The following is a 13,848-nucleotide window of genomic DNA, read 5'->3' as shown; positions in this document are numbered from 1 at the left end:
TTAAATAATTTCGCCACATCCATGCCGGATTGCCAATCTGGCAGCCCAACCTGTAATGAACAATGGAACTGATACTGGAATTTTAGTTTACTCTTTATGAAAAGTATAACTCTGATTGGCGACATTAACTTCCGAAGCAAGCAAACGTCCGTTCGGCAATGCTACCTGAGGCGCGATTTCAAGTAAAGGAATATAGACAAAATCCCGGTAGCATATACCCGGATGCGGTACCTGTAATTGCATGGTATTGATGAATAAATCGCCATAGAGCAAAAGATCGATATCAACGGTTCGTGCTCCCCAACGCACTCGGCGGCAGCGTCCCTGATGCGTTTCTATCCGATGACAAAGTTGCAATAGCCGCTGAGGGGGCAATTTTGTCTGAATGGCAACGACGGTATTGCAAAATTTCGGTTGGGTTTTTCTGCCCCACGCCTCGTTATGATAAAAAGAGGCGGTCTTGACGACACGTGTTTGAGGAAGCAACCTTATGGCATTTATCGCATGGCGTATTTGTCGTTGCGGGGAGCGGAGATTGCTCCCCAGAGCCAGATAAACATCAGTCATGAAGAAGCGGCTTTCGGTTTCTTTCGCCTTCTGGGTTTCCGGGGAGGCGGTGGAGCAATGGCCGCTACCATATTAGCCTGTTCCTGTTCATCGACATCTTGAAAAGTTGTCCACCATTGTGCGAGTTCCATGGATTCGTCACCAGCCAGGGCACGCAAGGCCAGAAAATCGTAAGCTGCGCGAAATCGTGGGTGTTGCAATAAATTATTGGCTCGGCCGCCGTAACGTTTTGGAAAACGAAATTGCAACACCCACATTTCGCGCATAATCTGGGTGTATCGCTTGGGTATGGCTATCACCTGGTTTTGAGTGGTGATGACCTGACTCATCGCTTTCTCAAGTGCGGGCAAGGGCGGTAGATTCTCTTCCTTGCGTAACTCGGCTGCAAGCGCCTGGAGCGGGAACCAAAGCATGACGGCAAGCAGGAAAGCCGGAGTAACCGGTTTGTTTTCCTGGATACGGCTATCGGTATTTTCAAGAGCGATACCCAGGAGCGCGTTGACCGGGTAATCCGAATCAAGCAATCGGTCGGTCTGCTCAAAAAGCTGGGCAAAAAGGCCGTATTTTACCAGAAGTCGCTGGATGCTTGCTGCTTCGCCGCATTGATACATTTTTGTTATTTCATCAAAGAGGCGTGATCCTGAAATATGTCTGATCAAATGATTGAGCTTCAATATTGCTTCCGAGGTTTCCGGAGCCAGTTCAAAATGAAGTTTTGCGCTGAAACGAATGGCTCGCAGCATCCGTACGGGATCTTCCTTGTAACGTGCGCTTGGTTCGCCAATCATACGCACCAGGCGTTGCCGTACGTCGTTCACACCTCCGGTAAAATCCACAATGGAAGAATCTTCCAGGTTGTAGTAGAGGGAGTTAATAGTGAAATCACGCCGCCACGCGTCTTCGTCCAGGGAGCCATAAATGTTATCCCGCACGAGCATCCCTTGTTCGTTTCTTTGATGATTATTGTCTATAATTTCGCTGGTTTCATTGCCCCGGAACGTTGCGACTTCAACAATATCCCTGTGGAAAATAATGTGAACCAGCTTAAATCGACGGCCAATAATACGGGCGTTACGAAATAATTTTTTGATTTGATTCGGTGTGGCATTGGTAGCCACATCGAAATCCTTGGGTGATTTACCAAGTAAAAGATCCCGTACGCTGCCGCCAACCAGGTACGCCTCAAATCCCGCGCCGTTCAGGCGGTTAAGAACTTTTAGCGCGTTGGCGCTTATGTCTGCCTTGGATAAATTATGGCGGTTGCGTGGAATGATGTAGTTTGCATCAGCAGGAACGTGTCTTGTCCTGTTTTTACGTAACAGCTTTTTGATTAGCTTAATGATTGTCGTCACCCAATATCTGTTGATTACCGCGCGTTATTATAGCTAATATAAAACTCGTTGTGAATCATCCTGATGGAGCCTGTCGTTTCTTGCGGGATATTTATACCAAAATATTTACCTGATTGTCATGATCATGGAAAATGGCGGCTTATTGGAAGGTTGGATATCGTAAAAATGGATATAGTGGATATTATTCTGAGTTTGCTAGCACTCATTATTTTAGAAGTCGTTCTGGGTATAGACAATCTGGTTTTTTTATCTATTCTGACCGAGAAATTACCGGTTGAGCAACGTAAAAGGGCACGCCGTTGGGGCTTGACCTTTGCCTGGATGTCTCGTCTTGCTTTATTGGCTTTTGCCTTCGCCCTGGTTAAATTAACCAGGCCGTTTGTCAGTTACGGTGATTTTTCCTTGTCGGTCAGGGATCTGTTTCTTTTGGCGGGCGGCGCTTTTTTGATTGGCAAGGCCACCCAGGAAATTCATCGTGAAGTTGGTGAGGATGAGACCGAATTAAGGGAAACAGCCGTTAAAGCCGTTTCCTTTAAAGCCGTGGTGACCCAGGTGGCGGTTATGGATATTATTTTTTCACTGGATAGTGTGTTGACCGCGATTGGTTTAACGACTCGATTCTGGGTGATGGCGGTTGCGATAACCTTTGCAATTATCATTATGATTTATGCCAGTGAACCGGTCAGCCATTTTATTGAAAAACATCCTACCGTGAAAATGCTGGCGTTGAGCTTTCTTATTTTAATCGGTATGGTTCTGGTCGCGGATGGTTTTTCATTTCATATCCCCCGCGCCTACGTGTATTTTGCCATGGGTTTTTCCCTTGGTGTCGAGGCGCTCAATATGCTGCGTCGTCATCGGAGCCGGAAAAAAAATTAAGGTTGTTGCATGCTGGTAATCAAAGCGTTTCATATTATTGCCATGGTGGCCTGGTTTGCGGGGTTGTTTTATCTTCCCAGGTTATTTGTCTATCATTCGGGAGCCAGGGACAAAATCAGCCTGGATCGATTTAAAGTCATGGAGAGGAGACTTTATTACGGGATCATGTGGCCTTCAGCCCTGATAACCATACTATTGGGAATCCTTTTATTGCATTATAACTGGCATTATTATTTACATGCCGGATGGATGCACGTCAAAATAACCCTTGTAATTCTGCTGGCCGGGTATCATTTAACCTGTGGGCATTTTGTTAAGACTTTTTCTTGTGATGGCAATACCAGAAGCGACACGTTTTACCGTGTTTTCAATGAAATTCCAACGTTGTTTTTGATTGCGATAGTGTTACTGGTGGTCATAAAACCATTTTAGGATAAGAGGTGACAGGGCGTCTGGTTAAAAGCAAATCAGATTCGTAGCCGCAAGGAGGCCTGCGGCCGTATGGCGGGTTTCATGGTTCAATATTGTTTCAGGGGAGCGGGTGGGCTGTTATCCCGCATTTCGGCTTCGCCTTCATGACGTGCTACAGGAAACACTGCAAAAAAGGGACAAATCACACCCTTTTTTGCAGCCATGCAATGACATATCAACAAGCCCTAATCTATTTCCACCATCTCAAAATCTTCCTTCCCGGCGCCGCAATCCGGGCAGAACCAGTTTTCGGGAACATCTTCCCAGCGAGTTCCGGGTTCTATGCCGTCATCAGGCCAGCCTTCTTCCTCGTCGTAAATAAATCCGCATATCACACAAATGAATCGTTTATAGGGTTGCATGGAAATTGCCTCGATATAAAAAGGAGGTAATTTAACTATTGCAATAGTTAATGTAAAGCCAAATTCTGATACAATTGCCGCCAGTCATTGTAAAAATGACATGGACTGATTTTTTTTGTTTTAGTTCCGGAGTGGTTATGACCAGGTCTCATCATTTATTCAGCGAAGCGCAAGATATTATTCCCGGCGGGGTTAATTCTCCGGTAAGAGCCTTTAGGGGCGTTGGTGGAGACCCTGTTTTTTTCAAGCAGGGGAAAGGCGCTTATCTGGTTGATGTGGATGACAGGCATTATATTGATTATGTAGGTTCCTGGGGGCCTTTGATTCTGGGGCACTGCCATCAGTCCGTGATTGAGGCGGTTGAGCAAGTGTTGCATAGCGGGATGAGCTTTGGCGCTCCTACCGAGCTGGAAGTGCTGCTCGCCAGAAAAATAGCATCTATTATGCCGGCTATTGAAAAAATAAGAATGGTTAACTCAGGGACAGAAGCGACGATGACCGCCATCCGTCTGGCTCGGGGATACACCGGCAAAAATAAAATTATCAAGTTTAATGGTTGTTATCACGGTCACAATGACAGTTTACTGGTTAAAGCCGGTTCCGGTTTGCTGACCCTGGGAATTCCTTCAACGCCCGGTATTCCGGCCAGCATTACCGAGCATACGTTGACGGCTGATTTTAATGATCTTGAGCAAACCGCTCGTCTCATGGAGGAATTTCAGGGAGATGTGGCGGCCATTATCCTGGAGCCTGTCGCGGGAAATATGGGTTTTGTCTTGCCGGAAGCGGAATTTTTACAGGGGTTGCGTGATCTTTGTGATGCTCACGGGTCTTTGTTGATTTTTGATGAGGTCATGACCGGATTTCGGGTCGCTTTGGGTGGTGCTCAGGCGGTATATGGCATCACACCTGATTTAACCACGCTTGGAAAGGTTATAGGCGGTGGCATGCCTGTCGGAGCCGTAGGAGGGAAAGCGGTGATTATGTCTTGTCTGGCACCGGAAGGTCCCGTGTATCAGGCTGGAACCTTGTCCGGTAACCCGTTAGCGATGGCTGCCGGTTTGGCCACTTTAAAGGAACTCGAAGCGCCAGGTTTCTATGAACGGTTGTCATCAATGACCCAGCAATTGATGCAAGGGCTTGACGATATTGCCTCGGAACTGGGGATCCCGTTTTGCAGCGCGTCACTGGGCGGTATGTTCGGATTTTGTTTTAATGATAAGGAACAGGTTTCCAACTATAGTGATGTGGCCTCGTCCAATGAAGCGATGTTCAAACAATTTTTCCACGGCATGCTGCAAAAAGGGATTTATCTCGCCCCTTCCATGTATGAAGCCGGTTTTGTTTCCGATGCCCACGATTGGGAAGAAATACGTCTGACCCATCTTGCTGCTGAAACCGTGTTGGCAAACTGCATGAAAGCGAAAGCCTGATTCCTGTTTTTGTTGATCGGGGGACAACCTGCAACACGCAGGCCGGTTCTCGCTCGACACATTTCAAATCTGTTTTGTGAAAGAGGCGAGTGCGCAGCCCTGGCAGGTAGGGGTTATTTTTGAAGTAACCCGGCAACTTCTTGAGCCATAAAATATTCCTCGTCTCCCTTAATGGTCAACACAGGATGCCCTTGCCTGGTGATGAGACGAATTCTTTGGTCAGAAGGGGCTTCATTTAATTTTTTGTCTATGTGAAATCCCAGGTGTTTTAAAGTAACCAGTACTTTTTCTCTGATAGCCGCTGCATTTTCTCCAACGCCTCCGGTAAAAATCAAGGCATCCAGGTTCCCGGACTGACTTAAATAAGCGCCGATGGTTTTTTGTACGCTATAGACATACATATCGATAGCCAGTGTCGCCTTGCTATCTCCCTCGCCATGGCGTGCCAGGAGATTACGCATGTCGTTATCCTGGGCAACGCCTTTAAGTCCGCTTTTCTTATTGAGCAATTGATCAATGTCACCTGCGCTTATTCCTTGTTCCAGTAAATACAATACAATCGCGGGATCAATATCGCCACAACGTGTGCCCATGATCAAACCGGGCAGAGGCGTCATGCCCATGGTTGTATCAGCGGATTGACCGTTTTTGATCAGGCAGGCACTGGCACCGTTGCCCAGATGCAAAGTGATAAACTGACAGCTATGAAACGGTTTTTTAAGAAATAAAGCGGCTTGCCGGGCGACGTACTCGTGATTTATACCATGGAAGCCATAACGCTTGATCCGGTAGCGGGCCGCAGTATCGGCATCAATGGCGTATTGGCTGGCATGTGGCGGCATAGTGTGGTGAAAACCGCTGTCAAAAATAGCGACCTGAACGGCGTTGGGGTAATGCCGTCTCGCAAAAACAATGCCCTGGGCGTTAATGGGGTTATGGATAGGAGCCAGATCCGCCAGTTGCCGGATGGTATCCAGAACGGAGTCGTCAATGATAGTGGGTTGAAATAACACACTTCCCCCATGTACTACTCGGTGACCTATGCCGTCAATGGGATATTGTTGTAAGTCCTCTTGTAATTTCCGGGCGAGGGCGTGAAAGGCTTGCTCATGATCGGAAAACTGGTATTCACCGGATTCTGAAGCGGTAAAACGGTGGTGCCAGCGCGTGACGGATTCACCTATGCCTTCTATTAATCCCGACAGAACAAGGTCGGGACGATGATTCCGTAAGGTAAAGGCTTTGTATTTTATCGAGGAGCTGCCGGCATTGATGGTCAAAATATTCAATGTTAATCTCCCTCGACCTGAATGGCGGTAATTAAAATGGTATTGATAACATCCTGTGGTGTACAGCCCCGACTCAGATCATTCACAGGTTTGTTTAATCCCAGCAAGACAGGACCAATAGCCATGGCGCCGCTTTCCCTTTGAACCGCTTTATAGGTGTTATTGCCGGTATTGAGATCAGGAAATATCAGAATGTTCGCGTCACCGGCCACTTTGGAGTTGGGGAGTTTTTTTCTGGCCACTTCCGGATCAACGGCCGCGTCGTACTGAATCGGCCCTTCGACAAGTAGATCCGGATGTGCCTGTTTCACCAGCTTCATTGCCTGCACCACCTTGTCCACACTGTCTCCTTTCCCTGAACTGCCGGAGGAGTAGGAAAGCAGCGCAACCTTGGGCTTGAACCCAAGGCGTTTGGCAATGATGACGGCTTGTGTCGTTATTTCTGACAGGGTAGCACTGTCCGGTTCAGGATTAATGGCGCAATCCCCGTAAATAAGAACCCTTGAAGGCAAACACATGATAAAAATGGAAGAAACTCTGGAAACGCCGGGTTTTGTTTTAATAATTTCCAGTGCCGGACGTACGGTATCCGCAGTCGTATGAGCCGCGCCTGAAACCATGCCATCGGCGTCCCCGGAATAGACCATCATGGCCGCATAATAATTGATATCAGTCATGCGTTCCAGCGCGATGGGAAGATTCACGTTTTTGTGTTGACGTAATTGAAAATATTGTTTTGCATATTGTTCCTTGCAGGGGTTGTTTTCAATGTTGATGATTCGGACATTGGGCAATTCCAGCTCCAGGCGTTTAGCCGCAAGGTGGATTTTTTCCGGATTACCTAGCAAGGTAATGTCGACAATATTACGTTTTAGCAAATAATCGGCGGCCACCAGGACACGCTTGTCGAATCCTTCCGGCAGAACGATATGACGTTTTTTCTGGCGGGCTTTGATAGTTAACTCATACAAAAATACGGAAGGACTCAAGCGATGGGAGAATTCGGGTTTCCGGTGCAGCAATTTTGTTATGGCCTGACTTATATAGGGTCGTATACTTTCAATCGCTTCCGTAACTTTGGCCGGATTGTCCTTGCTCAGGTTGTATTTTGCCGAATAAAGAATAGTAGCGGTTTCGTAAGTACCATATTGGGTCAGCAAGACAGGAAAATGGTTTTTGAGACCCCCGATGATTTCGCATATAAATGCACCAGGCATCTCTCCGCCCGTTAATACGATACCTGCAATTTTCGGATAATGGGCCGATTGATCAGCCAGCAGTGAACCAAACAGGATATCAATTCTGTCGGACGGCGTAATAATTAACATACCACTTCTTTCCAGACGTGATTCCAGGAAGTTAGCCACTGTTTTGGCAGCGACCGTCATTTGACGAACCGGTCTGTGTAACTCGTTATGCCCACATATAATTTTCGCGTTCAGTTTTTGCGCAATTTCTCGCACTCTGGGGTTAGCCAATGTTTCAAACTCGGGAACGGTGATAATAAAAGCTAAATGTCCATAGTCGGTTAACAAACGCTGTTGATAGTTATGATCCTCCTGTTCCGGAACGCGGTTGACTATAATTCCCACAATATTGGCATGGTGTTTCTTGCCCGTTTCCAGAGCGTTGTTGACCAGGGATAACGTGTGATTGATGCTGCGCTGATAGGCGGAAATAACCAGAATGACGTCGCAATCCAGTTTGGCGGCCAGGATTAAATTGAACTGATATTCAAAAACATCGTTATCACTTTCAAAATCAGTCCCCTCAAAGTAAGCGATTTCATCCTGGGTTTCGAACGGCGTTTTTTCAAATACCAGCGAAACCAGATCTTCCGGTTGATGTCTCATTAATAACATACCCTGATTGATATCCATTAAGGGCGTTATGGTGGAATGAGATATATCTTCCAGAAGAGGAACCTGATAATTATCGGATTCCGAGAAAAGTTTATGACATGTCATTTTGGAATATTGTTCTTTAAGGGCAGTCAAAATACCAAGCGAAATCAATGATTTGCCACATCTTTTCTCAATTCCGGTTACATAAATTTTTCTTTGCATCAGGATGTCCGGGTTTAGTGGTTAACAACAATGGCGCGTATGGTTGAATTTTGTTTCTGATTTATTATAGAAGATTGGACGCGTGGAATCCGCAAAATTGGAAGTAAAATTTATCACAGAGCCCAGGTTTGTTGACATGAGATTTTAGTGTGGCTTGATTATTGTAGTGTTTGTTTGTATTAAGATCATGTTGTATATTGTGCTGTTCTTACGGGCGGAGGAGAGCCTGGACACTGTAAAAATTGCGTGGCATAGTCGAATTGGGTTTGGTCAAATAAGGAAGACGATTAATGACGATAAAGGATAGCAATAAATCAAAATGGTTTAACGTACCTGAGGGAATTGTTGCCTTATTCTGTATCCAGATTTTTTCGACTTTGAGTTTTAGTGTTCTTTACTCAACCCTGGTGCTGTATATGACCGGTACCCTGGGATTGCCAGCCAAATTAGCCAATAATATTACAGGAATATTCGTCGCATTTAATTTTGCCCTGCATTTACTGGGCGGCTATTGGGGCGGACGCTTTTTTTCATACCGGGCGCTTTTTAGTCTGGGTATGGTTGCTCAAATAATAGGGTGTGTGTTTCTGGCAACGGTTGATAAAGCCTACCTTTACATAGGTCTGGCAGCCTTTCTAACCGGATGCGGCTTGAATGTCACCTGTATTAACTGCATGTTAACCCAACGGTTTAAACCCAATGACAACAGGCGCGAAACGGCCTTTTTATTTAATTATGCCGGTATGAATATCGGTTTCTTTGTCGGCTTCAGTCTAAGCGGCTATTTTCAATTATCGCATAATTATCAACGCCTCTTTCTTTTGAGCAGCCTCGGCAATCTCCTGGCTTTGCTGATTTGCTTATATTATTGGCATGCACTGGGCGATAATGATTCGGCTTACTCCCGATTGGGGAGGAAATCGCAGCGTCGGGCATCCGGTTTCGGTTTGATGATGGTGTGTTTATTGCCGCTGGTTTTAAGTCAGCTGCTGCATTTTGCCGATTTGGCAGGCAAGCTGGTGTTATTTACCGGTATGGTTATACTGGTTGTCGCGTATATGCTAGCCATTCGCCAGAACACCAGGGAAGCCCGCGATAAAATATTCGCTTTTATAGTGCTTATGGTGGTCAGTACGGTCTTTTGGATGTTGTTTCAGATAGGGCCTATGGGCTTGACTCATTTCATTGAGAATAATGTCCAGCGACATTGGCTGCTGATGACCATTCCGCCACAATGGTTTCAAAATATCAATACGATTTCAATAGTGATTGGCGGGCCATTATTAAGTATCGTCCTCAACAGATTGCGTACAAAAGGCGTTAATGTCAACATACCGTGCCAGTTTGCTCTCGCTCTTGTATTAATTGGGCTGGCGTTTGCTTTCCTACCGATAGGAATTACCAGGGCCGATAATCTGGGGCTGGTTTCTCCGGGGTGGGTTGTTTTGAGTTTTGTATTGCAAAGTATCGGTGAATTGCTGATTTCTCCCATTGGTTATGCCATGATCGGAGCTTTGGCACCATCGTCCCTGCAGGGAGTGATGATGGGCATGTGGATGTTGACCACGGGAGTTGGCGCGACTTTGTCCAGCTATAGTTCAAATTTGATGACGGCAAATCAGAATAGCGTGGATCCTTTGATAACAAATGCCGGATACAGCCAGGTGTTTTTATGCCTCGGCCTTATTTCAATTGCGGTCGGGATAATGTTGTATCTACTGGTTCCCGTTCTTAAAAGGTGGATAGGAGATCGTCCGGACGCTGCCGTTGAGCATGGTAATTTGGTAACTGTATAGTCGAGTGAATGATGTGAGTAGTCCTTTTGTTATTGTAAAAACGGCAGACCTGCGGTGGCGTCATGGTCTGCCTTATTCAGGCGACTTTGAAGATGTTTATTTTTCCGGACCGAACGGTTATAACGAGAAAAAACACGTATTTATTGACGGCAACAAGCTTAATGAACGATGGTCTCTCCTACAAAAAGATCGTGCCGAAACATTTGTGATTGCCGAAACCGGATTTGGTACCGGTTTGAATTTCCTCGTAACCTGGGAGTCCTGGCTCCGATCAGCGCCTTGTGATGCCCGACTGTTTTACTACAGCTGCGAGAAGTTTCCTTTAAAAAAAAAGGATTTGATGCAATGCCTCGCATTATGGCCCCAGCTGAATAAACAGGCAGGGAAGCTTCTCGAGCATTATCCTGTATTAACGCCCGGATTTCATTATTTAAAATTTGAGCATGGACGAGTTAACTTAATACTCATGCTCGGTGATGCCGAACAATGCCTGCAACAATTGTTAATCTGCGGAGACAAGGATCTGGAATTTCGCTTACGCCATAAATTTGTGGATGCCTGGTTTCTGGATGGATTTTCACCGACGAAAAATGAAGCGTTGTGGTCCGGGCGATTATTACAAATAATAGGATTGCTCTCTCGATCGGGCACAACACTGGCTACGTATTCCGCTTCTTCCCTGGTTAAAAACGGTTTACGCTCCGCGTCCTTTGCAGTTAAAAAAACAGTGGGCTATGGACAAAAGCGCCATATGGTTATTGCAGAGTGTCAGGGTGTTGAAACTGATCTGCCTAAACGATCCACGCCCTGGCATGTTGCTGTTGGAAAAAAAGTTCTTGAAAAGCACGCGATGATCATCGGCTCGGGGTTAGCGGGGTGTTTTTTGGCAAATGCACTCGCTGAACGGGGATGGCGTATAACGTTACTGGAGGCGGAACCCGCAATGGCAATGGGGGCTTCCGGCAATGAATACGCCATCTTGTACCCGAAACTTTCCGCCTATCGCTCTCCCCTGACGGATTTTATGTTAAGCGCTTATCTTTATGCTTGCCGGTATTACAGAAATCGAGTGGGTGTTTTGTTCGACGGGGAATTACATGGTCTGTTGCAATTGGCTTATGATGAGAAAGAAGCTTTATCACAGGAGAGTATGCGAAAATGGCTCCAGGCGTATCCGGATCTGGGCAGGCTGGTATCTTCCGAGCAAGCGTCACAATTGTCAGGGGTGGCCGTAAAGGATGGTGGTTTGTATATTCCCATGTCCGGATGGATCAACTGCAGGCAATTATGCGCGGCTCTTATTCAACATTCGGGCATAGATCTGATCACGAATACCCATGTTGAGCGGATTGTTTATGATGGAGAATTATGGCAGGCAGGGTCTTTTCGTGCCGACGTCGTGATCCTGGCCAACGGCTATCAGGCGAACAGCTTTGAGCAGACGACCTATTGTCCTTTAAAGCCAATTGGTGGACAGACTACCAGTTTGCAGAGCACAGACGTCAGCCGAATGTTACAAATGCCGCTTTGTGGAGATGGTCATATTTCAGTCGCCGTGGACGGCCATCATTCAGCAGGAGCCACATACCATCTGGGATCGACACAAGCTATCTGTACGCCGCAGGATGACTTGATCAATTTGAATAAAATAAAACCGCTGTCGCAGCAATTACAATTTTCCGAGGAATCGGTATGCGGAAATTGGACAGCCATTCGTGCCGCCACGCCGGATTACTTACCCCTTGCAGGGCCGGTTGTCGACAAAGATGTTTTTATGCGTCAATTTGCCTCACTGGCATCCAATGCGAAACGATATATTCCTTCACCGGCAATGGCTTATCCCGGGCTTTATATTTGTGCCGGATTTGGTTCTCGAGGATTAACGACAATCCCGTTGGCGACGGAATGGCTGGCGTCTCAGATCCATGGTGATCCGGTTTTTCTCCCCTCCGCTATGATTCAATCCCTGACGCCATCGCGGTTTTTGCTGCGAACGATTGTGCGTTCAAGGAATTATCATGCAAAAACAGATCAAGAGTGAGGCATCCATTGCAGGGGCATGTATATCTTGTTCACAGAGCCTGGTGCCTCGCCAACATGAGACAGGTTAAAAACCTAGTACCGTTTTATCCACATTTTCTGTGGATAATGTTGTGTATATACTGAAAATTACCGTGTATATACGTTGCTCTGAACAATGTATGGCAAGCAGACCCTGGCGGAGTAAATATTTTCGTGATGTGGTAATATCGCTGTTTTCAACAGGCCGGGTTTTTATTCACGGAACCTGGTAGTTTGGAATACGTTTCACGACATACATGGTTGTTTTAATCTTGGACTTTTACATGAGGTTTGCTGTGGATAATATAGAAATTTTTCAGATAGACGCGTTTACTGATAAAGTCTTTCATGGCAATCCCGCCGCCGTTTGTCTGCTTGATGAGTGGTTAAACGATGAGTTAATGCAGGCTATAGCGGTTGAAAACAACCTTTCCGAAACGGCGTTTATTATAGAGGATAAACAAGGATTTCATATACGCTGGTTCACGCCTAACGGAGAAATAAATCTGTGTGGGCACGCAACCCTTGCAGCAGGCTTTGTTCTTTGCGAACTTGGCAAAAACAAAGGGAATGTCATTGATTTTACAAGCTTAAGTGGTCAGTTAAAAGTTGTGAAAAAAGATGATTCCTACACCCTGGATTTCCCGTGCCTGTCTTTTCGTGAGTATGAAAAACCAGAGATGCTCGCCGCTCTTGTTGATCAACCGGTTCTGGGCTGTTATGAGAGTGAACTGGATTATCTGATCCAGTTGCCTGATGAACAAGCTGTTTTGAGCGCCCACGTAGATTTGGTCACACTGGAATCGTTGCCTAAAAGAGGATTAATTATAACCGCCGCCAGCAGTGACGCCGATTTTTATTCCCGATGTTTCTATCCCAGGCACAATATTGCGGAAGATCCGGTTACAGGATCGGCTCATTGTGTCCTTACCCCCTTCTGGGCCAGGCAGCTTGGCAAATCAGTGATGCGTGCTATCCAGGGGTCTCTTCGTAAAGGTCAACTCACCTGTGAAATGCGTGACGACAGAGTTTTGATATCAGGGTATTGCAGATGGTATTTGAAAGGGCATTTGGTGATATAAACGATATCAATCAAACAAAATTATTCTGTTAGTTATTGAAAAATAATAAAAAACATAAAATTTTTTAATGCTTGTGGCAAGACGCTGTAAATTGGGCTATTCTTGAAATTACTTAAGATTTCGCTTAAGTATTAATCAAGTTAACTTTTAACAAGGATAGTAATAATGAATAACTGGAATAGCGTTATATTCATGAAAACGGATAAAAAATGGTCTGACTTAATGCCCATGATGAAATGGGATGGTGTAGAAAGAATGTGGTCTACAACCGGTGACTGGGATTGGTGTATCAAATTGGATATGAAGTCATCAACACCGGAAAAAACCGAGGAATTTGTTAAGAAAATGCGTGAAGGCCACTGGGCCAGCGACACCAAAACCAACTGGTGGAAAGAAATGTCTGCCAATTAATCTTTAAGACCCGGGGTAACCCGGGTTGTCACCCGCAATCCTGAAAAAAGGCTCCTCCAGTCACTATTTTCTGCCTCGC

General features: G+C 45.9%; 12 protein-coding genes. 7 read left to right on the top strand and 5 right to left on the bottom strand.

Translation table 11 applies throughout. From position 1 onward, the window contains the following. Positions 1–87: 87 nt before the first annotated feature. Both folK and pcnB read right to left on the bottom strand, forming a co-directional pair. The gene (folK, locus tag CKW05_RS08135) at positions 88–567 is read right to left on the bottom strand and encodes a 2-amino-4-hydroxy-6-hydroxymethyldihydropteridine diphosphokinase (protein WP_065238424.1); all 480 of its coding nucleotides are present in this window, start codon (positions 565–567) and stop codon (positions 88–90) included. After that, positions 564–1,889 carry a polynucleotide adenylyltransferase PcnB gene (gene pcnB, locus CKW05_RS08130; RefSeq protein WP_058484496.1) on the bottom strand — a complete coding sequence of 442 codons (1,326 nt, stop codon included), beginning with the start codon at positions 1,887–1,889 and terminating at the stop codon, positions 564–566. Before pcnB ends, folK begins: the two co-directional genes overlap by 4 nt. A 195-nt stretch (positions 1,890–2,084) precedes the next feature. Between pcnB and CKW05_RS08125 the strand changes: the two genes are divergently transcribed. Together CKW05_RS08125 and hemJ are read left to right on the top strand one after the other, a co-directional pair. Beyond that, entirely contained in the window at positions 2,085–2,798 is a 714-nt protein-coding gene (locus tag CKW05_RS08125) for a TerC family protein (RefSeq protein WP_058484310.1), read from the top strand. A gap of 9 nt (positions 2,799–2,807) precedes the next feature. After that, the gene (gene hemJ, locus CKW05_RS08120; RefSeq protein WP_058484311.1) at positions 2,808–3,230 is read left to right on the top strand and encodes a protoporphyrinogen oxidase HemJ; all 423 of its coding nucleotides are present in this window, start codon (positions 2,808–2,810) and stop codon (positions 3,228–3,230) included. Between the two features lie 224 nt (positions 3,231–3,454). Here the strand turns inward: hemJ and CKW05_RS08115 are convergent, their stop codons facing one another. Then, on the bottom strand, positions 3,455–3,631 hold the full coding sequence (locus tag CKW05_RS08115; protein ID WP_058484312.1) for a rubredoxin: 177 nt from the start codon (positions 3,629–3,631) through the stop codon (positions 3,455–3,457). Between the two features lie 137 nt (positions 3,632–3,768). On the opposite strand from CKW05_RS08115, the gene hemL reads away from it, so the two are divergent. After that, complete coding sequence (gene hemL, locus CKW05_RS08110) at positions 3,769–5,064, top strand: glutamate-1-semialdehyde 2,1-aminomutase (protein WP_058484313.1); 1,296 nt, start codon at positions 3,769–3,771, stop codon at positions 5,062–5,064. Between the two features lie 113 nt (positions 5,065–5,177). Here hemL and CKW05_RS08105 read toward each other — a convergent pair whose 3' ends face one another. Further along, complete coding sequence (locus CKW05_RS08105) at positions 5,178–6,353, bottom strand: acetate/propionate family kinase (protein WP_058484314.1); 1,176 nt, start codon at positions 6,351–6,353, stop codon at positions 5,178–5,180. A gap of 2 nt (positions 6,354–6,355) precedes the next feature. Beyond that, positions 6,356–8,419, bottom strand: coding sequence for a phosphate acetyltransferase (gene pta / locus CKW05_RS08100; protein ID WP_058484315.1), 2,064 nt, complete (start codon positions 8,417–8,419; stop codon positions 6,356–6,358). A 290-nt stretch (positions 8,420–8,709) separates the two neighbouring features. On the opposite strand from pta, the gene CKW05_RS08095 reads away from it, so the two are divergent. From CKW05_RS08095 to CKW05_RS08080, 4 genes are all read left to right on the top strand, one after another. Beyond that, entirely contained in the window at positions 8,710–10,215 is a 1,506-nt protein-coding gene (locus CKW05_RS08095) for a peptide MFS transporter (RefSeq protein WP_058484316.1), read from the top strand. Between the two features lie 13 nt (positions 10,216–10,228). After that, on the top strand, positions 10,229–12,256 hold the full coding sequence (gene mnmC, locus CKW05_RS08090) for a bifunctional tRNA (5-methylaminomethyl-2-thiouridine)(34)-methyltransferase MnmD/FAD-dependent 5-carboxymethylaminomethyl-2-thiouridine(34) oxidoreductase MnmC (protein ID WP_058484497.1): 2,028 nt from the start codon (positions 10,229–10,231) through the stop codon (positions 12,254–12,256). A gap of 316 nt (positions 12,257–12,572) precedes the next feature. Next, positions 12,573–13,358 carry a PhzF family phenazine biosynthesis protein gene (locus CKW05_RS08085; RefSeq protein ID WP_058484498.1) on the top strand — a complete coding sequence of 262 codons (786 nt, stop codon included), beginning with the start codon at positions 12,573–12,575 and terminating at the stop codon, positions 13,356–13,358. Positions 13,359–13,523: 165 nt separating this feature from the next. Beyond that, the gene (locus CKW05_RS08080; RefSeq protein WP_058484317.1) at positions 13,524–13,769 is read left to right on the top strand and encodes a hypothetical protein; all 246 of its coding nucleotides are present in this window, start codon (positions 13,524–13,526) and stop codon (positions 13,767–13,769) included. The last annotated feature ends 79 nt before the right edge of the window (positions 13,770–13,848 follow it).

The organism is Legionella spiritensis (genome assembly GCF_900186965.1).
Lineage (GTDB): Bacteria > Pseudomonadota > Gammaproteobacteria > Legionellales > Legionellaceae > Legionella_C > Legionella_C spiritensis.
The sequence above is the reverse complement of the archived record's forward strand: the minus strand, read 5'-3'. Positions and strand labels throughout refer to the sequence as shown.

Coding starts and splice junctions, on each gene's coding strand:
- CKW05_RS08080 (WP_058484317.1), top strand. CDS start 13,524: ATGAATAACTGGAATAGCGTTATATTCATGAAAACGGATAAAAAATGG.
- CKW05_RS08095 (WP_058484316.1), top strand. CDS start 8,710: ATGACGATAAAGGATAGCAATAAATCAAAATGGTTTAACGTACCTGAG.
- pta (WP_058484315.1), bottom strand. CDS start 8,419: ATGCAAAGAAAAATTTATGTAACCGGAATTGAGAAAAGATGTGGCAAA.
- hemJ (WP_058484311.1), top strand. CDS start 2,808: ATGCTGGTAATCAAAGCGTTTCATATTATTGCCATGGTGGCCTGGTTT.
- CKW05_RS08125 (WP_058484310.1), top strand. CDS start 2,085: ATGGATATAGTGGATATTATTCTGAGTTTGCTAGCACTCATTATTTTA.
- hemL (WP_058484313.1), top strand. CDS start 3,769: ATGACCAGGTCTCATCATTTATTCAGCGAAGCGCAAGATATTATTCCC.
- CKW05_RS08115 (WP_058484312.1), bottom strand. CDS start 3,631: ATGCAACCCTATAAACGATTCATTTGTGTGATATGCGGATTTATTTAC.
- folK (WP_065238424.1), bottom strand. CDS start 567: ATGACTGATGTTTATCTGGCTCTGGGGAGCAATCTCCGCTCCCCGCAA.